General features: G+C 73.2%; 22 protein-coding genes. 12 read left to right on the top strand and 10 right to left on the bottom strand.

Features of this window, described 5'->3' with window-relative positions; all coding sequences use genetic code 11:
• The first annotated feature begins 51 nt into the window (after positions 1 to 51).
• The 3 genes from ACFY8O_RS05805 (at position 52) to thpR (ending at position 2,610) form a co-directional block, all read left to right on the top strand.
• Positions 52 to 492, top strand: a complete 441-nt coding sequence (locus ACFY8O_RS05805) for a MarR family winged helix-turn-helix transcriptional regulator (RefSeq protein ID WP_145804374.1) — start codon at positions 52 to 54, stop codon at positions 490 to 492.
• A 100-nt stretch (positions 493 to 592) separates the two neighbouring features.
• Positions 593 to 1,927 (top strand): MFS transporter, encoded by a 1,335-nt coding sequence (locus tag ACFY8O_RS05800; protein ID WP_387899147.1) that lies wholly within the window; start codon positions 593 to 595, stop codon positions 1,925 to 1,927.
• Between the two features lie 110 nt (positions 1,928 to 2,037).
• Positions 2,038 to 2,610, top strand: a complete 573-nt coding sequence (gene thpR / locus ACFY8O_RS05795) for an RNA 2',3'-cyclic phosphodiesterase (RefSeq protein ID WP_387899145.1) — start codon at positions 2,038 to 2,040, stop codon at positions 2,608 to 2,610.
• 144 nt (positions 2,611 to 2,754) lie between these two features.
• On the opposite strand, the gene ACFY8O_RS05790 is transcribed toward thpR, so the two are convergent.
• The 6 genes from ACFY8O_RS05790 to ACFY8O_RS05765 form a co-directional block, all read right to left on the bottom strand.
• A complete protein-coding gene (locus ACFY8O_RS05790) occupies positions 2,755 to 3,750 on the bottom strand; it encodes an aldo/keto reductase (protein ID WP_145804368.1) in 996 nt (331 codons plus the stop codon).
• 46 nt (positions 3,751 to 3,796) lie between these two features.
• Positions 3,797 to 4,771 carry a prolyl aminopeptidase gene (gene pip, locus ACFY8O_RS05785; protein WP_387899142.1) on the bottom strand — a complete coding sequence of 325 codons (975 nt, stop codon included), beginning with the start codon at positions 4,769 to 4,771 and terminating at the stop codon, positions 3,797 to 3,799.
• A gap of 26 nt (positions 4,772 to 4,797) precedes the next feature.
• On the bottom strand, positions 4,798 to 5,310 hold the full coding sequence (locus ACFY8O_RS05780) for a hypothetical protein (RefSeq protein WP_387899139.1): 513 nt from the start codon (positions 5,308 to 5,310) through the stop codon (positions 4,798 to 4,800).
• A 216-nt stretch (positions 5,311 to 5,526) separates the two neighbouring features.
• On the bottom strand, positions 5,527 to 6,357 hold the full coding sequence (nadE, locus tag ACFY8O_RS05775) for an ammonia-dependent NAD(+) synthetase (protein WP_145804362.1): 831 nt from the start codon (positions 6,355 to 6,357) through the stop codon (positions 5,527 to 5,529).
• 145 nt (positions 6,358 to 6,502) lie between these two features.
• Positions 6,503 to 7,078, bottom strand: coding sequence for a hypothetical protein (locus ACFY8O_RS05770; protein WP_387899136.1), 576 nt, complete (start codon positions 7,076 to 7,078; stop codon positions 6,503 to 6,505).
• Between the two features lie 114 nt (positions 7,079 to 7,192).
• Complete coding sequence (locus ACFY8O_RS05765; RefSeq protein ID WP_387899134.1) at positions 7,193 to 8,086, bottom strand: NADP-dependent oxidoreductase; 894 nt, start codon at positions 8,084 to 8,086, stop codon at positions 7,193 to 7,195.
• Between the two features lie 130 nt (positions 8,087 to 8,216).
• Between ACFY8O_RS05765 and ACFY8O_RS05760 the strand changes: the two genes are divergently transcribed.
• Positions 8,217 to 8,621, top strand: coding sequence for a winged helix-turn-helix transcriptional regulator (locus ACFY8O_RS05760; protein ID WP_145804356.1), 405 nt, complete (start codon positions 8,217 to 8,219; stop codon positions 8,619 to 8,621).
• The gene (locus tag ACFY8O_RS05755) at positions 8,618 to 9,112 is read left to right on the top strand and encodes a hypothetical protein (protein ID WP_387899131.1); all 495 of its coding nucleotides are present in this window, start codon (positions 8,618 to 8,620) and stop codon (positions 9,110 to 9,112) included. Before ACFY8O_RS05760 ends, ACFY8O_RS05755 begins: the two co-directional genes overlap by 4 nt.
• 109 nt (positions 9,113 to 9,221) lie before the next feature.
• On the opposite strand, the gene ACFY8O_RS05750 is transcribed toward ACFY8O_RS05755, so the two are convergent.
• Positions 9,222 to 9,500 (bottom strand): metal-sensitive transcriptional regulator, encoded by a 279-nt coding sequence (locus ACFY8O_RS05750; protein ID WP_145804352.1) that lies wholly within the window; start codon positions 9,498 to 9,500, stop codon positions 9,222 to 9,224.
• Between the two features lie 229 nt (positions 9,501 to 9,729).
• On the opposite strand from ACFY8O_RS05750, the gene ACFY8O_RS05745 reads away from it, so the two are divergent.
• Positions 9,730 to 10,539: an ABC transporter ATP-binding protein gene (locus ACFY8O_RS05745; protein ID WP_387899620.1), complete on the top strand. Its 810-nt coding sequence runs from the start codon at positions 9,730 to 9,732 to the stop codon at positions 10,537 to 10,539.
• A 3-nt stretch (positions 10,540 to 10,542) separates the two neighbouring features.
• Entirely contained in the window at positions 10,543 to 11,883 is a 1,341-nt protein-coding gene (locus tag ACFY8O_RS05740; RefSeq protein ID WP_387899128.1) for an ABC transporter permease, read from the top strand.
• On the opposite strand, the gene ACFY8O_RS05735 is transcribed toward ACFY8O_RS05740, so the two are convergent.
• Positions 11,867 to 12,787 (bottom strand): LysR family transcriptional regulator, encoded by a 921-nt coding sequence (locus ACFY8O_RS05735; protein ID WP_387899125.1) that lies wholly within the window; start codon positions 12,785 to 12,787, stop codon positions 11,867 to 11,869. The two genes, ACFY8O_RS05740 and ACFY8O_RS05735, sit on opposite strands and share 17 nt — an antisense overlap.
• Positions 12,788 to 12,855: 68 nt before the next feature.
• Here ACFY8O_RS05735 and ACFY8O_RS05730 point away from each other — a divergent pair, with 68 nt between their 5' ends.
• The 4 genes from ACFY8O_RS05730 to ACFY8O_RS05715 all read left to right on the top strand — a co-directional run bounded on the left by ACFY8O_RS05730 (position 12,856) and on the right by ACFY8O_RS05715 (position 17,491).
• Complete coding sequence (locus tag ACFY8O_RS05730; protein WP_145804346.1) at positions 12,856 to 13,809, top strand: EamA family transporter; 954 nt, start codon at positions 12,856 to 12,858, stop codon at positions 13,807 to 13,809.
• A 115-nt stretch (positions 13,810 to 13,924) separates the two neighbouring features.
• The gene (locus ACFY8O_RS05725) at positions 13,925 to 14,602 is read left to right on the top strand and encodes a maleylpyruvate isomerase family mycothiol-dependent enzyme (RefSeq protein ID WP_387899122.1); all 678 of its coding nucleotides are present in this window, start codon (positions 13,925 to 13,927) and stop codon (positions 14,600 to 14,602) included.
• Between the two features lie 498 nt (positions 14,603 to 15,100).
• Positions 15,101 to 16,186: a hypothetical protein gene (locus ACFY8O_RS05720; protein ID WP_387899119.1), complete on the top strand. Its 1,086-nt coding sequence runs from the start codon at positions 15,101 to 15,103 to the stop codon at positions 16,184 to 16,186.
• A gap of 174 nt (positions 16,187 to 16,360) precedes the next feature.
• Positions 16,361 to 17,491, top strand: coding sequence for a pentapeptide repeat-containing protein (locus ACFY8O_RS05715; RefSeq protein WP_387899116.1), 1,131 nt, complete (start codon positions 16,361 to 16,363; stop codon positions 17,489 to 17,491).
• A 39-nt stretch (positions 17,492 to 17,530) separates the two neighbouring features.
• Here the strand turns inward: ACFY8O_RS05715 and ACFY8O_RS05710 are convergent, their stop codons facing one another.
• Positions 17,531 to 18,625, bottom strand: coding sequence for a hypothetical protein (locus ACFY8O_RS05710; RefSeq protein ID WP_387899114.1), 1,095 nt, complete (start codon positions 18,623 to 18,625; stop codon positions 17,531 to 17,533).
• 674 nt (positions 18,626 to 19,299) lie between these two features.
• On the opposite strand from ACFY8O_RS05710, the gene ACFY8O_RS05705 reads away from it, so the two are divergent.
• On the top strand, positions 19,300 to 19,941 hold the full coding sequence (locus ACFY8O_RS05705) for a TetR/AcrR family transcriptional regulator (RefSeq protein ID WP_145804337.1): 642 nt from the start codon (positions 19,300 to 19,302) through the stop codon (positions 19,939 to 19,941).
• Positions 19,942 to 19,973: 32 nt separating this feature from the next.
• Here the strand turns inward: ACFY8O_RS05705 and ACFY8O_RS05700 are convergent, their stop codons facing one another.
• Positions 19,974 to 20,927, bottom strand: a complete 954-nt coding sequence (locus tag ACFY8O_RS05700; protein WP_387899110.1) for an endonuclease/exonuclease/phosphatase family protein — start codon at positions 20,925 to 20,927, stop codon at positions 19,974 to 19,976.
• Between the last annotated feature and the right edge of the window lie 78 nt (positions 20,928 to 21,005).

The following is a 21,005-nucleotide window of genomic DNA, read 5'->3' as shown; positions in this document are numbered from 1 at the left end:
CGTGTACCATCGAGTGGTATTTAGCATAGCTAATGAGTTACGCTAAGGAACATGCCTGACCTGATCCACGACGGCGACAGTGCCGCCGCCGTGAGCTCCCTTCGCTCCGCCGTGATGCTGCTGGGCCGACGGCTGAAGCACCAGCGCGTCGACGAGTCGCTGAGCCCCACCGAGATGTCGGTGCTCGGCACTCTCGCCCGTTGCGGCTCGGCCACCCCCGGTGAGCTGGCCCGCAAGGAGCACGTGCAGCCTCCGTCGATGACCCGCATCGTCGCGCTGCTGGAGGCCAAGGGACTGGTCAGACTGGAACCGCACCCCGATGACCGTCGGCAGAAGAGGGTCAGCCGGACCGAGCAGGCGGAAGCCATGCTCGCCGAGTCCCGCTCCAAGCGGAACGCCTGGCTGGCCAACCTCGCCGAGGGCCTGGACGAGGACGAGTGGGAGACGCTGCGGGCCGCCGCGCCCGTGCTGGAGAAGCTCGCCCACCTCTGACCCCGCGGGCGCTCGCGGGCTCGCAGTCCGGAGCCCCTGGCGCCCGCCGTCACGTCCTCGTCAGTCCGAACGCCGTGTACGCCCGAGGAGGCGAACCTTTTTGAGTACGGGATCCGGAGCAGACTCCGCCCCCGCACCGACTTCCACCCACGAGAGCAAGACCGGCGGGACCTTCTCGTCGCTGAAGATCCGTAACTACCGCCTGTTCGCCACGGGCGCCGTGATCTCCAACACCGGTACCTGGATGTCCCGCATCACGCAGGACTGGCTCGTCCTGAGCCTCACCGGGTCCGCCGCGGCCGTCGGCATCACCACGGCCCTCCAGTTCCTCCCCATGCTGCTCTTCGGCCTGTACGGCGGCGTCATCGCCGACCGGCTCCCGAAGCGGCGTCTGCTGCTCATCAGCCAGGCAGCGCTCGGCCTGTGCGGCATCGCACTCGCCGTCCTGACCCTCTCCGGCGTCGTCCAGGTCTGGCACGTCTACCTGATCGCGTTCCTGCTCGGCATGGTGACCGTCGTCGACAACCCGGCGCGCCAGTCGTTCGTCTCCGAGATGGTCGGCCCCGCGCAGCTGCGCAACGCGGTCAGCCTGAACTCGGCGAACTTCCAGTCCGCCCGGCTCGTCGGCCCCGCCGTCGCGGGTGTCCTGATCACGACGGTCGGCAGTGGCTGGGCCTTCATGCTCAACGGGCTGTCGTTCATCGCCCCGCTCGTCGGCCTGCTCATGATGCGTACGAGCGAGCTCCACGCGTCCGTCACCGTGAAGCGGGCCAAGGGCCAGCTGCGCGAAGGACTGCGCTACGTGTCGGGCAGACCCGAGCTGATCTGGCCGATCGTCCTCGTCGGCTTCGTCGGCACCTTCGGATTCAACTTCCCGATCTGGCTGACCGCCTTCGCGGACGAGATCTACCACGGCGGCGCCGGGATGTACTCGTTCTTCAACATCCTCATGGCGGCCGGCTCCCTGGCCGGGGCCCTGCTCGCCGCCCGCCGCCGTTCCTCGCGGCTGAGGATGCTGGTGGCCGCGGGCACCCTGTTCGGTGCCCTGGAGATCGCCGCGTCGCTGTCCCCGTCCGTCTGGCTCTTCTCGCTGCTGCTCGTCCCGATCGGCATGATCGGCCTGACGACCAACATCAGCGCCAACACGAGCGTCCAGATGGCCTCGGACCCGGAGATGCGGGGCCGGGTGATGAGCCTCTACATGATGGTCTTCGCCGGGGGCACGCCCGTGGGCGCCCCGATCGTCGGCTGGATCAGCGACGTCTACGGCGCCAGGACCGGTATGGCGGCCGGCGGTGCCATCTCGATGGTGGCCGCGCTCGGCGTCGGCTTCATGCTGACCCGCGTCGGCGGCCTGCGCCTCAAGGTCGACCTGCGCCCGGGCCGCCCGCACGTGCGGTTCGTCCCGCGCGAGCAGCTGGCGACGGCTGCCTGAGCCACCCGCGTACGCCGCCCCCTCCCTGCCGGAGGGGGCGGCGTCGTGGTGTCCGGCGGTGCGCCGGGCACGGGACCGCTCGACGACGTGGTGACTGGGACACTCGCCGCATGAGCAGCCAGAGACTCTTCGCCGCCGTCCTGCCGCCGGAGCCCGCCGCCGACGAGCTGGCGGGCGCCGTCGCCCCCCTGCACCGGCTGCCCGGGGCCGTGAACCTCCGCTGGACCGCGCGGGCCGGCTGGCACTACACGCTGGCCTTCCTCGGGGAGGTCGGCGAGGAACTGCTGCCGGAGCTGTACACCCGGCTGGAACGGGCCGCGCACCGGACGGAACCCTTTCCGCTGCGCGTCCACGGCGGCGGCAGGTTCGACGGACGGGCGCTGTGGGCGGGAGCGGCGGGCGGGCTGGACACGCTGCGGCTGCTGGCGGAACGCGCGCACGCCGCCGCCCGCAGGTCCGGGGTGCCGATGGAGGAGCACCGCCGCTACACCCCGCACCTCACCCTCGCCCGCAGCCGGGTACCGACGGACCTGACCCCGTACACGGCGGCGCTGGAGGGCTTCGAGGGCCGGCACTGGGAGGCCGGTGAGCTCAGTCTCGTGCGCAGCGAACTGCCCGTGGGCGGGGTGCCCGGGCAGCAGCCGAGGTACGAGGTGGTGCGGGCCTGGCCGCTGGGAAGGTGACCGGGGCGGTTACGCTCGTCGGGTGGACCCCAAGACCAGAAACCGCATCATGGCGGCCGTGCTCGTGCTCATGTTCGTCGTCGTGGCGGCGGCCTCCGCCCTCGGGGGCTGAGCCCCCGGGCGCGGAAGCCGCACACCCGGGCGTCACCAGGCGAAGTTCTCCGGCGACGGGCCGGGGCCCGGGAAGATCTCGTCGAGCGCAGACAGCACCTCGTCCGTCAGCTCCAGCTCCACCGCGCGCAGAGCCGAGTCGAGCTGCTCGCGTGTGCGCGGGCCGGAGATCGGGCCGGTGACGCCGGGGCGGGTCAGCAGCCAGGCGAGACCGGCCTCGCCGGGCTCCAGGCCGTGCTTCTCCAGCAGGTCCTCGTAGGCCTGGACCTGGGCCCGCACCTTCGGGTCGGCCAGCGCCTCGCCGGAGCGGCCCGAGGTGGACCGGGCGCCGCCGCCCTCGCGCTCCTTGCGGATCGCGCCCCCGAGCAGTCCGCCGTGCAGGGGGGACCACGGGATGACCCCGAGGCCGTACTCCTGGGCCGCCGGGATCACCTCCATCTCGGCGCCGCGCTCCATCAGGTTGTAGATGCACTGCTCGCTGACCAGGCCGTAGCTGCCGCGCCGGGCGGCCCGCTCGTTGGCCTGGGCGATCTTGTAGCCCGAGAAGTTGGAGGAGCCGGCGTAGAGGATCTTGCCCTGCTGGATCAGTACGTCGATGGCCTGCCAGATCTCGTCGATCGGGGTGTCCCGGTCGACGTGGTGGAACTGGTACAGGTCGATGTGGTCCGTCTGGAGCCGCTTGAGGCTGGCGTCGACGGCCCGGCGGATGTTGAGGGCGGAGAGCTTGTCGTGGTTGGGCCACGCCTCGCCGTCCGCGCCCATGTTGCCGTAGACCTTGGTGGCGAGCACGACCTTGTCACGGCGGTCGCCGCCCTGCGCGAACCAGGTGCCGAGGATCTCCTCGGTGCGGCCCTTGTTCTCGCCCCACCCGTAGACGTTCGCCGTGTCGAAGAAGTTGACGCCCGCGTCCAGTGCGGCGTCCATGAGCGCGTGGCTGTCGCTCTCGTTGGTCTGGGGGCCGAAGTTCATCGTCCCCAGCACGAGGCGGCTGACCTTGAGTCCTGTGCGTCCGAGCTGCGTGTACTTCATGGTGCCCAAGCCAACTCCTTCGAGCGGGCTCGAAGCAAGCGTGATCTCAGACGCGCCGCGCGAACCGGTCCAGGGCGGCCAGCACCGCCCGGGAGGTCGCCGGGCCGCCGAGGTGCCCCGCGCCGTCGATCACCGTCAGCTCGGCGTCCGGCCATGCCCTGGCCAGCTCCCAGGCGGTGATCAGCGGGCCTCCCAGGTCGAAGCGGCCGTGGACCAGGACGCCGGGGATGCCCGCCAGACGGCCCGCGTCGCGGATCAGCTGCCCCTCCTCCAGCCAGGCGGCGTGCGCGAAGTAGTGCGCGCAGATCCGCACCAAGGCCAGCCGGTCGCGGCCGGGCCTGCCGCTGTACGGGGGCGGGCCGGGGCGCGCCTCCATGGACAGCACCGCGTCCTCCCACGCGCACCAGTCGGCGGTGGCCCTCGCCCGTACCTCCGGGTCGGGGCTCTCCGTCCGCCGGGCGTACGCGGCGACGAGGTCCCCCGGGCCCCCGGCCTCCGGCACACCCGCCCGGAACCGGTCCCACGCCTCGGGGAAGATCTGCCCGGCGCCCCGGTACAGCCAGTCGATCTCGCTGCGCCGGGTCGTCGTCACGGCGCTGATCACGACCTCCGAGACCCGCTCAGGGTGCTCTTCGGCGTAGGCCAGGATCAGCGTGGAGCCCCACGAGCCGCCGTACAGCAGCCACGTCTCGATGCCCAGGTGCTCCCGCAGGAGCTCCATGTCGGCGACCAGGTGCGCCGTCGTGTTGTGCCGCAGGTCGGTGGAGGGGTCGCTCGCGTGCGGGGTGGACCGGCCGCAGTTGCGCTGGTCGAAGAGCACGACGCGGTAGAGGTCCGGGTCGAAGTACTGCCGGGGGCGTGTGCCGCACCCCGAGCCCGGCCCGCCGTGGACGACGAGCGCGGGCTTGCCCTCGGGGTTGCCGCAGACCTCCCAGTACACGAGGTTGCCGTCGCCCACGTCCAGCATCCCCTGGTCGTGGGGCTCGATCGGCGGGTACTTCTCGCCTGGCTGCCTGTCCACCGCGGCGGTTCCCTTCGGCCGGTGCGTCATTCGATGTAGGTGAACGGGGTGTCGGCCGTGTTCGCGGAGTCCACGTCGTCCACGCTCCACACCCGGAAGGCAGGGGTCTCGGTCCCCGAACTCACTTCCTCGGGCACCCGCACCTCCGCCACGAACCGGCCGTCCTCGTCCGTGGTGACGTCACGCAGGTCCTTCTCCACGGCCCCGCTGTCCCGGAGCGTGATGCGGATCCGCTCGCCCGGCGCGAAGCCGCCGGCCTCGATCGTCACCGTGTCACCCACAGCCGCCATGTCGGGGGTCACGGCCACGCGCGGCCCGGAGTCCGGGGTCGTGGGATCGGTCGCCGGCAGGGTCTGTACCGGGGGGCCGGACGTGCCGGCCGTGGCGGTGGGCTCCGTGACCGAGGGGGGAGCCGCCACGGACGTCGTCGGCGGTCCGGCCCGCAGAACGTCCGGGGAGTCGTCGCCGGACGCCGCGGCGGCGATGACGGCGGCGGCGAGCGTCGCCACCGCCGTGATCACGGCGGCGATGATGTGCACCCGATGGCCTTCGCCCCGCGGGTTCGGCGGGTGCGGGGGCGGGGGCGGTACCGGGGGACCCGGGGGCGGGGGCGGTGGGCTGGACACGCGGGATCCCCCTGCGGGCTCGGCACGATCGGTCGAGCGGCCCAGGATACCGAGCGGGACAGGGCGGCGCCCCTCAATTCTCCCTGGCGCAGGTCGATTTGAGAGCCCGGTCGAGGGTGCGCCCGCGCGTCACGGGGCGAGCGGCAGACGGCGCTTGTGGTCGGTGAGACGGTAGCGGCCGACGATCGTGTCGAAGGTCTTCTCGTCGACCGGCTTGCCTTCCAGGAAGTCGTCGATGGCGTCGTAGGTGACCCCGAGCGCGTGCTCGTCCGCCTTGCCCGGGTCGAGCGTCTCCAGGTCGGCGGTCGGTACCTTCCACACGAGCTCGGCCGGGGCCCCCAGGGCGTCGGCCACGGCGCGCACCCGGCGCTTGGTCAGGCCGGTCAGCGGGACCAGGTCGGCGGCGCCGTCCCCGAACTTGGTGAAGAAGCCGGAGACCGCCTCGGCGGCGTGGTCCGTGCCGACGACGAGACCGCTGTGCGCTCCCGCGACGGCGTACTGGGCGATCATGCGCTGGCGCGCCTTGACGTTGCCGAGCACGAAGTCCTGGTGGTGGGGGTCGCGGAAGGCCACGTCGCCGCCGAGCAGGGACTCCTGCATGGCGTCGGTCGCGGGCTTGATGTCGACGGTCAGCACCTGGTCGGCCTGGATGAAGGAGAGCGCGAGCTGGGCGTCGTGCTCGTCCGCCTGGACCCCGTAGGGGAGCCGCATCGCGTAGAAGCGCGCCTCGTGGCCCGTGGCGCGGGCGCGCTCGACGGCGAGCTGGCACAGCCGCCCCGCGGTCGTGGAGTCGACACCGCCGCTGATGCCGAGCACCAGGGAGCGCAGCCCCGTGGAGGTCAGCCGCTCGGCGAGGAAGGCCACGCGCCGCTCGATCTCCTGCTGGGCGTCGAAGGTCTCCGCGACCTCCAGCTCCCGGGCGATCTCCTGCTGCAGGGCGATGTTCGCCGGCTCGCTCACGTCTGCTCCTCGGTCCGGTTCACGACGGTCTGTCGCGTCCACCCTACCGAGGGCCGCTCCTGGGCGGCCGGCTGCTCCGACCGGGCCGGGGCGCCGGGCCGCGGGCGAGCCCGCACCGGGTGCCCCGCCGTCACCGCCGTGGCCGTCAGCCCCTGACGGCCACGTGGTACGCCGAGGTCCAGAGCGTCAGCGCGGCGGCGCACCCCACGACGGCGCGCACGCTCCCGTCCGGGACCCCGGCCGCGGCCAGCGCGAAGCCGGCGACCGCGACCAGGCACAGCGCCGCGGCCGTCCCCCTGTACTGCCCCTGGTCGTAGAGGCGCGCGAGCGGGACGAAGTGCAGACCGACCACCAGCGCGAGGGCCGGAGGGATGACCCCGGGGTGGCCCGAGGCGCGGGACGCCGCGATCACCGCGAGGACCGCCACGAGCTCGGCGACGTTGACGATCCCCACCGAGCGCGCCCAGTTCGCGGGCAGGTCGACCAGGCGGGGCGAGGGCGCGGCGCCCTTGCGGTACGCCAGGACGATCGCCGCCGCGGTGACCGGCACCGCGACGATCTCGACGGCCAGGCCGGCGCCCGGCGACGTCAGGCCGGACGCCCCGGCGAAGGCCCACACCAGGGCGAACACCGACAGGACCACGGTGCCCCTGCGGCGCAGGCTCCGGGTGAGTGCGACGCAGTCGGCGTCGTCGGAGACCGGGGGCGTCAAGGGCGTCACGGGGGCGACGGTACCGCGATCACCGTGCCGGTCCCGGCCGTTTCGGGGCGGACGGCGCAAGCCTCCACTTACGGAGGTTCGCCGTCCGCCCCGCACCGCCCTGACCTGCCGGTTTCAGGGGACGAGGACGAGACGCCCCCGTACCCCGCCCTCCGCGAGACGGGCGTGCGCCTCGGCCGCGCGCTCCAGGGGGTAGGTGTGGGCCACCCGGGGCGAGAGGACGCCCTGGTCGACCAGTTTCACCAGCTCCGCGAGACGGTTCCCGTCGGCGGCCACCTCCACCACCTGCACCCGGACGCCCCGCACACTCGCCGGGGCCGCGTGCGGGATGACACCGACGTACTGCCCGCCGTCCTTCACCCGGGCCAGCGCGTCCGCGCCGATGACGGCGGCGTCCAGCACGGCGTCGAACCCGCCCGCCGCCGCGCCGCGTTCCACGAACCGGTCCGCCCCGAAGGACCGTACGAGCTCCTCGTCCGCCGCTCCGGCCGCCCCGGCGACGGTGATCCCGGCCTGGTGGGCGAGCTGCACCGCGTATCCGCCGACGGCCCCCGCGGCGCCCGTGACCAGCAATGTGGAGCCGGGTGCGAGGTCCAGCAGGTCCAGCGCCTGCGCGGCGGTGAGCGTGTTCAGCGGCACGGTCGAGGCGTGCGCCGCGTCCACCGAGGCGGGAGCGGCGGCGACCGCCGAGCCGTCCACCACCACGTGGTCCGCGTGCGTCTTGACCGGCGCGGGGCCGTACGCCAGCGCGACCACCTCGGCCCCGACGGCGTACGGCGCCCCCGCCCCCACCGCGTCCACGGTCCCCGCCACGTCCCAGCCGAGTCCCAGCAGCCCGTCCTCGGGCAGCGGGACGAGGATGCCCTCGCGGTACGCCGCGTCGACCGGGTTCACGGCCGCCGCCGCCACCTTGATCCGCACCTGGCCCGGGCCGGGCTCGGGGACCGCGGTCTCCACGAGCTCCACCGCGTCGGGACCGCCGAACGTCTTGACCACCACAGCACGCATGCCGACAACTCCTCGGTATCGATGGCGGGTTCTCCCGCCTCCACAAACCTAGGAAGAGTTACTCTCTTTCCGTAAGTACGTACCTCCAGGTGCGTAGCCCACCCCCAGGTAGGACCGGAGGCCGGAACCCATGGCGACCCGCACCGCGGCCCAGCGCCGCGAGGAAGCCCGATTCGCGTACGACGCGTTCCTCCGGGAGTGCCCCACCAACCAGCTGCTGGGGCGGCTCGGCGACAAGTGGATCAGCCTCATCGTGAGCGCCCTGCGCGACGGCCCCATGCGCTACAGCGACCTCGGCCGCAGGATCGCCGGGGTGAGCCAGAAGATGCTGACCCAGTCGCTGCGCTCCCTGGAGCGGGACGGCCTGGTCACGCGCACCGTGACGCCGTCCGTGCCCGTGCGCGTCGACTACGAACTGACGGAACTCGGCCACAGCCTGAGCGACCTGCTGTTCGCCGTGAAGACCTGGGCGGAGACCCACTTCGACCAGGTCCACGAGGCCCGGGAGCGCTACGACGAGGAGGCCGCCGCGTGAACGCCACCCCGCGGGTCCTGGCGGTGCTGGACGAGCTGCTCGCCTCGGTGGCCCCCGGCCGGCGCGGCGCCCTGTGGCATCTCGCCGAACAGGGCCGGGAGCTGGACGCCAACGTCGTCCGGCTGCCGCCGGAGGCGGGGGTGGGCGAGCACCAGGAGGACGTCCTGGACGTGCTGCTCGTCGTCCTCGCGGGCGAGGGCAGCCTGCGTACGGGGGCCGGTGAGACGCTGCGCCTGGCCCCCACCGAGGTCGTGTGGCTCCCGCGCACCTCGCGTCGCGCCCTGCTGGCGGGGCCGGAGGGGCTGACCTACCTCACGGTCCACCGCCGCAGGCCGGGACTTACCGTGAAGCCGGCCGTGCGGGCTCCCGCGTACGAGGGCGGCGAGGCCCCCTGCATGCTGGACCTGGTGTGCGCGCGGTGCGGGCGGCTGTCGGCGGACCGGGCACCGAAGTTCTGCAGCGCGTGCGGGGAGGCGTTCCCGGAGCGGTAGTCCCCGGCCGGGCCCGCCGGCCCGGTGCGGGGCCCGCCAGGGCGGTACCGAGCCGCCGGGCCGGAGACCGTCCCGTCCGTCGGGGCCGGCCCGTCCGGGCCCGCCCGGTTCAGGCCAGGGACAGGAACAGCTTCTCCAGGCGGGCACGCATCCGGTCCTTGTCGGCGGGCGTCTGCGCCTCGTCAGCCAGGCACTGTTCGAGCCCCGTCGCGATGATGGAGAAGCCCGCACGGTCCAGGGCCCGGGACGCGGCGGCGAGCTGGGTCACCACGTCCTCGCAGTCCTTGCCCTCCTCGATCATCCTGATCACCCCGGAGATCTGTCCCTGTGCGCGGCGCAGCCGGTTGAGGACGGACTTCAGCTCGTCGGCCGCCATGTCGAGTTGCACGGTTCCTCCTGCGTCGTCTGCGTATCAGGAGCTTCATACCCCTAGGGGTATGTTAGCGTGCGGGCCCCCCGGCCGGGGGTGTCCCCAGCCCCACCCGGCCGGTGCGGCCCCCCGGCCGGAGGTGTCTCCAGCCCCACCCTGATCTCGGGGGCGTGCTCCACTGTGCTCGCCCGGCCTTCTCCGTAGCGTCGAGAGCGTGACGCAGAGGGCGTCCGACGAGCAGAGGGTGATGGCCATGTTCGATCGCAAGAGGCAGCCCCCGAGCCGGACAGCAGAGGCGCTGCGGCTCGAATCGGTGAGCAAGGTGTACGGGACCGGGGACGGCGCGGTGACCGCGCTGGACGACGTGAGCCTGCGGCTGCCCGCCGGCAGTTTCACGGCGGTCATGGGCCCGTCGGGCTCCGGCAAGTCGACGCTGCTCCAGTGCGCGGCCGGCCTGGACCGCCCTGACAGCGGGCGCATCCTCGTGGACGGCGCGGAGATGGGCGGCAGCAGCGAGGCGGCGCTCACGAAGTTCCGGCGGGAGCGGATCGGCTTCATCTTCCAGCAGTACAACCTGCTGCCCACCCTGACCGTCGAGGAGAACACCGCGCTGCCGCTGCGGCTCGCGGGCCGGCGGACCGACCCGGAACGGATCCGGGCGGTCCTCACGCAGGTCGGTCTCGGACGCCGTCTCGGCCACCTCCCGGACCAGCTCTCCGGCGGGCAGCGCCAGCGCGTCGCCATCGCCCGCGCCCTGGTGACCCGGCCGGGCGTGATCTTCGCCGACGAACCGACCGGCGCCCTGGACACCCGCAGCGCACGCGACGTCCTCGCCCTGCTGAGGGAGACCGTCCAGGTGCACGGAAGCACCGTCGTGCTCGTCACCCACGACCCGGTGGCGGCCTCCTACGCCGACAGGGTGCTGTTCCTCGCGGACGGGCGGCTGGCGGGGCACCTGGCCGCGCCCACCGCCGAGGCCGTCGCCGAACGGATGACCCGTCTCGGGGACCGCGTGGCCGAACGGCACGCGGACGACTTCCCGTTGATGGAGGTGTGAGCCGTGCTGCTCCTCGCCGTGCGCTCGGTCCGCAAGCGTCCCGGACGCTTCCTCGCCACGCTCCTGTCCGCGTTCCTGGGCGCGGTGGTCATCATGACCTTCAGCTCCCTGCACGACACGGCGGCGGCTCCCGGGGTCGACGAGGTCAGCTCGGAGTCCATGACCCTCTCCGCGAGCGTCGTCGGCGGATACGGCTCCCTCCTCGTCTTCTTCGCCATCGCCTCGACCCTGACCGTCTCCGTCCGTCAGCGCGCGGAGGAGATCCATCTGCTGCGCTGCACCGGGGCGACCCCCGCCCAGATCACGCGCATGGTCGTCGGGGAGTCGGCCGTGGTGGCGCTGGTCGGCACGGTGCTCGCCATCGGGCCCGCCGTGCTCGGCGGCCGACTCCTGCTCGACCTGTTCAAGGACAGCGGCCAGGTCGCCGCCCAGGTCGAGCCCGTCTTCGGCGCGATGGCGCTCGGATCCGGAATCGGCATCGCGGTCCTCGCCTCGGTCGGCGCCGCGTTCCTCGCCGTACGCCGTGCGACCCGGACCCCCTCCGGGGCCCGTAAGCCGTCGCGTGGCCGTGGCCGCACCGTGGCGGGCTGTGCCGCGCTGGTGGCGGGGGCGGGCGGGGTGCTGACGACGTACGCCGTCGACAGCACCGAGCAGATGCTGATGGCGTTCCCCGCCTACGGCGCCATCCTGCTCTCCGTGGGCTTCGCCGTCCTCGCCCCGTCCCTGCTCGGCCGGCTGCTGGGTCTGCTGAGCGGGCCGCTGGCCGCGGTGGGCGGCGCGGGCGGCTACCTCGGCGCCCGCAACCTGCGCCGACGGGGTGCGGAGCTGGCCGGTGTGCTCATGCCGATGATCATCTTCACCGGCATGGCCACCGCCACGCTCTACATCCAGGCCGTCGAGAGTTCCTGGGTGACGGCGTCCGGCCTGGACAAGACCGTCGAGGACAAGAACCTGGAGACCCTCAACCTGGTCGTCGTCGGCATCATCGTCGTCTTCTCCTGCATCATGCTGATCAACAGCCTCTACGCCGCGACCACCTACCGCCGCAGGGAGTTCGGGCAGCAGCGCCTCGCCGGGGCGACGCCCGGGCAGGTCCTGGGCGTGGTCGGCGCGGAAGCGCTCATCCTCACCGTGACGGGACTGTTCCTGGGCACCGTCGCCGGTATCGCGGGGATCATCCCCTTCACGACCGTCCGCACCGACCAGGTCCTTCCCGACCAGGGACCGGCCACCTGGCTGGCCATCATGGCCGTCGCCGCGGTCGTCACCCTCGGCACGAGCGTCGGCACCGCGCGCAGGACACTGCGTACGCCGGCCGTCGACGCCGTCACCGTGGCCGCGTGAGCGGACCCGACGGGCCGCCGTCCCGCCCTCGCCCCCGGTAGAGACCGGTGGCGAGGGCGACGGCCGTCCGGGTGGCCGGGTGGACCTCGTGGGTGCGCCAGATGAGGTGCACGGGGACGGGGTCCGCGTCGCGCAGCGGGCGGTAGACGATGCCGTCGCGGCGGTACTGGGCGGCGGTCGCCTCCGGGGTGAGGCCGACGCAGCGGCCGGTGGCGATGGCGGCGAGCCAGTCGTCGATGTCGTGGGTGTACTCGACGGCGGGCCGGTCGTGTGCGGGCCACAGGTCCAGCGTGGTCGTCCCGGTGCGGCGGTCGATGGCCAGGGTGCGGCCGAGCAGCTCGTCCAGGCGGACGCCGCGACGGCGGGCCCAGGGGTCGTCGGAGGCCAGGGCGACGTGCCGGGCCTCGTGACCGATCAGCACATGGGACCAGGACGTGAGGTCGAGAGGGGCGCGTACGACGGCCACGTCGCACAGCCCCTCGGCGAGGCCGCCGGTCGGGCTGTTGTGGCGGACCAGGCGCAGCTCGGTCCCGGGGTGCTCTTCCTGCCAGCGGCGCTGGAACCCGGTGGTGTGGCGGCCGAAGGCGGACCAGGCGTGACCGATGTGGAGGCGGGAGTGACCGAGCGTCGCCTCGCGGACCAGCTCGTCGGTCCCCGCCAGCAGGACGCGCGCACGGGCCAGGACCCGCACGCCCACGGTCGTGGGGGCGACGGAGCGGCTGGTGCGGTGCAGCAGCCGCACCCCGAGCGCGCCCTCCAGCGCGGTGAGCGTCCGGGAGACGGCGGCCTGGGAGACGCCGAGCTCGTGCGCGGCGTCCGTGAAGCTGCCGGTGTCGATGATGGCGACCAGGCAGCGCAGGTGTCTCAGCTCCACCGCCCGGGATTTCCTGCCCGTCCCTTCCATGCGTCCAGCGTATAGAAGGGGCGCGGATCGCATTTTGCGCACGTGGGACCGCGTCCCATGGTGGGCGCATGAAGCCCGTGCCCTCTCCCATAGCCGTCGCTCCCGCCGCCGGGCCGGCACCGCACGGCCCCACGCGTCGCCCGGGGCGCTGGGGAGGCGTGGCGCTGATGCTGGGCAGCGGACTGTCCAACCAGAGCGGTGCGGCGGTCGCGGCGCTCGCCTTCCCTGTGCTCGGTCCGGCGGGTGTGGTCGCGGTGCGCCAGTGGGTGGCCGCCCTCGTGCTCGGCGTGGCCGGCCGGCCACGGCTGCGCGGGTTCACCGCCGCGCAGTGGCGTCCGGTGCTGGGGCTGGCCCTGGTGTTCGCCGGGATGAACCTCTCGCTGTACGCGGCGATCGAGCGGATCGGGCTCGGGCTGGCCGTCACGCTCGAATTCCTCGGCCCGCTGACCGTGGCCGTGGCCGGTTCCCGGCGCCGGACGAATCTCGCCGCGGCCCTGACCGCGGCCGTCGCGGTGGCGGTACTCGCGCGTCCCACGCCCGCCACCGACTACCTGGGTATCGGTCTCGCCCTGCTGGCTGCGGTCTGCTGGGGCGGTTACATCCTGTGCAACCGCGCCGTCGGCGCCCGGCTGCCGGGTCTGGAGGGCTCGGCCGCCGCGGCGCTCGTCTCCGGCGCGCTGTACCTTCCGCCAGGCGTGTGGGTGCTCCGGGAGCACCCCCCGACACCCGGGGCGCTGGGCTGCGCGCTGGCGGCCGGGGTGCTCTCCTCCGCCGTGCCGTTCGTGGCCGACCTGCTGGCGCTGCGCCGGGTGCCTCCGCACTTCTTCGGCGTCTTCATGAGTGTCAACCCCGTCTTCGCGGCACTGATCGGGCTCGTCGTCCTGGACCAGCACCTCGATGCCGCCTCCTGGTCCGCCGTCGCCGTGATCGTCGCCGCCAACACCGTCGTGGTCTCCACCGCACCCCGCCAGGAGGCCGTCCCTGCGGCGCCCCGTCAGGAACCGGAGGTCGTGGAGCGATGAATCCGGGCGGGAGCGGGAGTCTGTTCCTCGCAGGCCCGCGGACGCTTCCGCCACGGCGGGGGATGACGCAGGCCTGTGACAGGAGTGCCGCCCCCTGACAGGAGACCCGATCCCCATGAGCAACCCCCGAACGCAGACCGGCCGCGGCGAACGGGCCGGGCTCTGGCCCGCGGTCCACACCGAGCGGGCGGCGCTCGCCGCCGACCTGGCGGGCCTGGAGGACGGCCGGTGGGAGACACCGTCGCTCTGTGCGGGACTGACGGTGCGTGAGGTACTCGCCCACCTCACGGCGGGGGCGACGCTCAACTCCGTACGGTGGATGGCGGGTGTGATCCGCTGCCGGTTCGACTTCGACAAGCAGGTGGCCGTGCGGCTGGCCGAGCAGCTGGGCGGAACCCCGGCCGAGACGCTCGAACGGTTCCGGCGCGCCGTCCCGAGCACGACCAAGCCTCCCCTGCCGGTGGTGGCCATGCTGGGCGAGGTGATCGTGCACGGGGAGGACATCCGGCACCCCCTGGGCATCCGGCACGCGCCCCCGGTCGAAGTCCTCACGCGGGTGGCCGCGTACTACCAGGGCTCCGACATGGTGGTTCTCGCCCGTGGCCGCGTCGGCGGCCTGCGGCTGGTCGCCGACGACGGCCCGTTCACGGCAGGCTCAGGCCCGCTCGTGACGGGGCCCACGCTGGCCCTGGTGATGGCCATGACGGGACGCGCGGCGCACTGCGACGCGCTCGAAGGGGACGGGGTGGCCCTCCTGCGTGAACGCTGCCGGCCCGGTTTCACGGGGGCGTAGAGGTGGGTCGCCGACCGGTGTCGGCCCGCCGTCCCCGAACGGTGAGCGGTCAGGGCCAAGGGCCCCGGCGTCCCCGGCGGGAGGTCGTCCTCACTCCCGCCGCAGCGGCAGGACGGCTCGTGGCAGGGGGCGTCCCTTGGGACGTCACAGCCCGTACGCGGCATCCGGCGGAAGGCGGCGTGCCGGTGCTGTGAACACCGGGGCGGTGAGGGCGACTTCACCCGGCCGCCCCGGGCGGCGGCACCCCCGGGGTGGGTCCGTCGGCCGGTGGACCCTCGACGGGAGGAGATCGCCGGCCAGGAGGGCAGGACCCGCCCTGACGCCGCGAGTTGCCCCTGATCGAGAAGCCGGGGCATATGCGAAACGGCATCCCTGAGCATGCGGTACCGTAATCGCGTCATCACGTTCCGTACACATGCGGTGTGCGGGCGGCCCTCGGAGGTGCTACCAACACCAGCCCGAGGGCCTTCACCCACGAGTGGATGGACCTCCACCGAGATGCTTCGGCATGCTATCGCGCCCTCCCGGCGCTTCACGAAGGCTTCGCACGACGTGGTCCGCCATGTGCGGCTGACCAGCGACGCGAAGATTCTGCTCCTCGCCGTGCAGGGGCTCCCCGACGAGCAGGCGGGCCGTCCGCTCAGCGAGCACGCGCGCAGGCTCGGGATCACCGGTCGTGCGTATCAGAAGTCCAAGGAACTGCTGGTGGCGCACGGTTACGTCCATGAGTGGCGCGAGCAGGGGGAACGCGGGCGCTGGGTGACCGAGCAGTTGCTGTCCAACGTGCCCCTCACAGCCGAGGAGGCCGCCGCGCTGCGCCGGGGGTGTGACCCGGTGTCTCCGAGTGCGCCGGAACCGGCGGTCGGTGGACCAGCCGTTCGGGTGGCCGGTCATCATCTACCGGTGGAGGAAGAACGGGAGAAGAACTCTCCCCACCCACCCTCCGAAGCCGGGCGTGAGCGCGTGACTGCGAGGGAGCCGGGGTGCACGCCGGAGCCGGAGCCGAAGGGCGAGCCCGAGCCGGAGGCCGTGCCCGCCTCCGAAGCCGCTGGGACCGCCTTCGGGGGCCGGGAGGTCGCTCCCGAAGTCGCCGAGGGGGAACGCGTGTTGCTGTCGCTGCGCCATGTGCGCCGGGAGCTGTACCTCGGGGCGAAGGAGGCCAGGGTCCTCGCCGAACTCGCCGCGCGCTGGCTGCTGCGTGGGGTCTCGGCGGGAGAGCTGCGGCGCGTACTGACCAGTGAACTGCCGGGTGAGGGAGTGCGGTCGGCGGTCGGGTTCCTGCGGTTCAGGCTGCTGCACAAGATGCCGCCGGAGCTCCCCGTGGAATCCGCACCCCGGCCCGCCGACCCGCCGCCCGTCGTGGAGCTGAAGCTCTGCGGGGCGCCGGACGAGGAGGAGCACGTCTTCCGGCCGGTCGCCGACGAGACCGAGTGCGGCCCGTGCCGTCGGCGGGCCGCCCGGGAGCTCTGGGAGCGGCAGAGGGCTCTGGCGGAGGCCGAACCCGATCCCCTCCCGTGGCGGGAACGCTTCGCGCGCCTCGGTGCGCCCGCCTCCGGTGGCGAGGCGGCGCCCTGCGCGCCGTAGCCGCGGCGGCCCGGGCGGGTCGGGCCCGCGGCAGCCCTCTCCGGCGGCCCGCCCGTTCCCGGGCCGGGGCCACCGGAGGTACTGGAGGTACTGGAGGCGCAGGTGGCCGCCCGTTCGTGTGTCCCGGCGGTGTGGCGTCGGCGCCGCCCCCGCTTCGTCGCGTGCCATGGGGGCGTGACGAGGAAGCTGGGCATCGGACGGCTGCGCCGGACCGCGGAGCGGCGTCGGGAGCACGGGGACACCCGACGCGGCGGGCAGGAGAAGGCACCGGCCCGCAGCCGGGCCGAGTGGATCGGGCTCGCCGTCGTCAGCCTGCCGGGGCTGGCGGCGCTGGCCGCCCTGCTGTTCACCTGGATACAGGTGGACCAGGCGAACAAGGAACTGCGGATCAGCGAGCAGGGGCAGATCACCAACCGGTTCAACGCGGCGGTCACCAACCTGGGATCGGATTCCCTGGATGTGCGTCTGGGGGGCATCTACGCCCTGGAGCGCATCATGCAGGACTCCGTCCGGGACCGTGCCACGGTCGTCTCCGTCCTGACCGCGTACGTACGCCGGCACGCCCCGTTCCCCGCGAAGGGCGGGGACGAGCGGCGGTCCGGCTCGACGGGCGGGCAGCCGCCGACCGACATCGAGGCGGTGATGCACGTCCTGGCCGCACGGCCGCTCGGGGCCGGTGACGTACCCGTGCTCGACCTGGCACGGACCGATCTGAGCGGCCTGACGGCGGGCCAGGGAAGGAGCGAGTTCGCCGACGCGATCTTCCAGGAGGCCGATCTGAGCAGGGCGGAGCTGGCGCACGCGAATCTGTCCGGCGCGGTGTTCCAGGGAGCGGTCCTGCGCCGCGCGGATCTGGACCACGCCTCCCTGGCCAATGCCGGGATGGGAAAGGCGATTCTCTCCGGTGCGCTGATGACCGCCGCCAACCTCACCTCCGCGTATCTGGACGCCGCGCGCATGGACGACGCCGAGCTGAGCGGTGCCACGCTGAGCTCCGCGGTGATGAAGGGGGCGGTCCTGCGTGGCGCGGATCTGTCCGGTGCCCTCATGACGAGTGCCGGGCTTCAGGAGGCGGACCTGACCGGCGCGGAACTCAGGGCCGCCGAGATGACGTTCGCCAATCTGGCCGACGCGGACCTGACCGGCGCTGATCTGGCCGACGCTGAACTGATCGGTGCGGATCTGACCCGCGCGGACCTCTCGGGGGCCGATCTGACCGGTGCGAACCTGACCGGTGCGACCCTGGTCGACGCGCGCCTCACGGGCGCCAAGCTGAAAGGGGTCCGTGGGATGCCGCCCTCGTGAGGCGGGGTGCGCGTGAGGGCCCTGCGCGCCACCGCACTCTCAGCCGCCGGGCACGTGGCCCACGCACGTGGAGAACGGGTTCCGCAGCACGCAGGCCATGAGGGCGTGCCACTGCGAGTCCTCCTGGCGGGCACCCGCGGCCACGGATGCGGCGCAGGCCGGATCGGACAGACCCCAGAGGGAGCCGTCGGCCCAGCCGGCCTGGCGCGTCCGGTTCTCCACCGTGTCCACGCAGGCAGCCCGTGCCTTGTACTGCTTGATCTCCTTCATGAGGTCCAGGTACTGCGCGTTCTTGAAGACCGCCGCCCGCCGGGCCAGCACCTTCTCCGCCTTCTGCTTCTCCTCCGCCGAGGCGTCCGGGTCCTGGATCGTCCTCGCCGCCTCGCAGGCCTCGGCCACGATCTGCTGGATCTTCTTCCTGTCCTTCGGGTCCGGCGGCGTCGTACCGGGATCCTGGAGGGCCACCAGCGCGTCGCCGGACGCGGCCAGCAGCCCCAGGACGACCGGGGTCCTGGACGGCTTGGCCTCCTGGGACCCGGATGCGGGCTGCTCCTGGGTCAGGGTCACGGCTTCGGACATCGCTTTCATGATCTTCGTGTACGCGGCCCGGTCCTCGGGCGGTGTGTCCGGGTCCCCGAGGGTGTCGAGCGTCGCGGTGATCCCCTTCAGGATGCTCGTGTAGGCCTTCCGCTCCGCGGGGGGCGTGTCCGGGTCGTCGATGAGGTCGAGCATCTGCGTCAGCGCCTTCTCGACCTTCTGTCTCACCTCGTGGGGCGCGTGCGCCAGGCCGTCCTGGACGTCCTTCTTCAGCTCGCCCGGTTTCTCGGGCTCCCCTGTCCGGTCGGGGTCGGAGGGCGGGGGCGAGTCCGGTGGCTCGCTCGGGTCGGAGGGCGGGGGCGTGTCCGGGGGCTCGGTGTTCTGCTGCGGCGGTGGTGTGTCCGGTGGCTGGGGCGTGCCCGGGGGCTCGGAGGGCGGCTCGGGGGTCGGCGGCGGGGTGGGGTCCTGCGGCGAGGTCGCGGCCCGGTCCGCCGGAGGGGCCGCGGTCGCGGCGCCCACGCCGGACAGGGCGATGGTGGCGGCCACGCAGGATGTGCCGACAATGCGGGAGATCCGTCGCCGGGACAGTGTGGCCATGCTTGGCTCCAGGTGCACTCGCGACGCGTAGCTCCGCCCTTGTGGGCCTCGCTCTCGTGACGCCCCTCAGCCACCGGAGGTCCGCAGCTCAACGGCGTACGGGCGTCATTTCCACTCTGGCCCCCTCGTGGCATCCCGCAACTCGGGCCGTGCCCGACCGGGAAACCCCCGGGTGTCGCCCAACCGGCCACGGCGCGAGGGTGGTTCGTTCATGCTTCTACCAGCTGGAACCGGTGGAGGCAGTGGCCGACGCCGGCCCTGCGCGCCGGCGTCGAGGGTCTGGATGTCCATGGCGCGGACAGCAGGCGGGAGTGGCACCCGGACCTGTCGCCGGGGGGGGCGAGCCTCCCGTCCGACGCGTCCGAGGAGCGGGCCGCAGGGCCCCACTGCGCCAGGCCTTCCGTGCGACGGGGACCGGTGCCGGGGGCGACGGCCGGTGGGCCGCCCGTTCCGGGCGCGTGACCGTTCCCGGGGAAGCCCGCCGCACGGCTGTGCGAGGCGTCACCGGCCCGGGCGGTCTGTGGCGTCGGCGGCGCGGCGTGGGCGGCGTACGGCAGGACGAAACGGGAGAATGGCGCACGCGCCATCCAGACGCGACCAAGCCCTCTTCGGCCCTCGCGACCCGCTCACCCGCCGTCGCACACACCGGAGTTGTGGCCGACGAAGGAGGATCCGTGGTGGATGTCCCGGTGGACCAGCTGATCGGTACGGTCGACGGTGCGCGTACGCGGGCCCGCGCGAAACTCCTCGACGCGGCCCTGGAGCTCTTCGGGGTGTACGGCTACGCGCAGACCTCGGAGCAGGCCGTGTGCGTGATGGCCGGTGTGCCCGAGGAGGTGCTCTGGGAGGAGTTCGGCTCCCGCGAGGGCCTGCTGATGGCCCTGCACAACCAGATCACCACCAGCGGGCTGCGGGCGGCCGAACAGGCCCTGCTCTCCGAGGGGATGGACGACTGTCCGCTGGAGCAGCGCTTCCGGCGGCTCTTCGACGTGTACGTCGCCGCGGTGACGCGCGACCTGCGCGAGGCGCGGGTGACCTTCGTCGAGGTGCTGGGGGTGAGCCCGGCCGTGGACGCCCACTGCAAGCGGTGGCGTGACCTGTGGGCCGACTTCCTGAACGGCGAGGCCGAACGAGCCGCCGTGCGCGGGGAGGTGGAGGAGCGGGACCACCGGGTCGTGGTGATGGTGATGGTCGGCACGGTCCACGAACTCATGGCCCATCACGCCCGCCGCCCGCGCAGGGCCCGCCCCGACGAGGTCTCGGAGGAACTGACCAAGCTGGGGCTGGCGATGCTGGGGGTGGAGAAGGTGGCCTGAGGGGCGCGAAGGCGGCGCGGGTGAGGGTTCCTTCAGAGCGTGATGTCCGCCGCCACGGGCAGGTGATCGCTCCCGGTGGCGGGCAGCGACCGGACCCGGGTGACCGTCGCCGACCGGGCCAGGACCTGGTCGATGCGGGCCACCGGAAACTTCGCGGGCCAGCTGAAGGCGAAGCCGGGCCCCGTCGGGTTCATCAGCGAGGTGACCGGCTCCAGCCCTCTGTCGTCCAGCGTGCTGTTGAGGTCGCCGAGGAGTATCACCCGGTCCAGCGGCTCGGCGGCCAGGGCCTCGGCGAGGAGCCCGGCGCTCTCGTCGCGCCGCCCGGACGAGAGCCCGGTGGCCGGGCCGATCCGCACGGAGGGCAGATGGACGACGTACACCGCGATCTCCCCGTGCGGGGTGCGGACGGCCGCCCGGAGGCCGCGGTTCCAGCCCTCCCCGACACCCTTCGGCCTGATGTCCACCGGTCGTACGCCGCTGAGGGGGTACTTCGACCAGAGCCCGACCGTGCCCTTCGTCGCGTGATGGGGACGGTCCGCCGCCAGAGCCGCTGCGAACGCGGGCAGGGCCGGGGCCGTCAGCTCCTCCACGGCGATCAGGTCGGCGTCCGTACCGGCCAGGGCCCGTGCGGTGGCCGCCGGGTCGGGGTTCACGTCGCTGATGTTGTGCTGGACCACCATGAGGTCGCCGGCCGCCCCGCCGGAGAACAGCAGACCGCCGAAGACGCCGCACCAGGCTGCGGCGGGCAGCAGCACAGCGGCCGTCGCGAGCGGCGAGCGACGCAGGAGCGCCGCCGTCAGCAGGACGGGGACGGCCAGGCCGAGCCACGGGAGGAAGGTCTCCAGCAGACTGCCCGCCCGGCCGGGAGTCTGGGGAACCAGACCCGGGAAGACGAGCAGGACGGCCACCAGGAGGCAGAGCACGGCGGTCACGCGACCGCGCTTCCCGCTCCAGCCCGCCGCCCGTCCGTCCGGCTTCTTCGTCACTGGCTCCCGCTCCGCTCCCGGCGTCCCCGCATGGGGCCGTTCGTGACGAGGACGCGGAGGCCGCTCATCCGGTTGCGG

Source organism: Streptomyces argenteolus (genome assembly GCF_042902585.1).
In the GTDB taxonomy this organism is placed as follows: Bacteria; Actinomycetota; Actinomycetes; order Streptomycetales; family Streptomycetaceae; genus Streptomyces; species Streptomyces argenteolus.
Note: the sequence above shows the minus strand (reverse complement) of the source record. Positions and strands in the feature narration are given on the sequence as shown.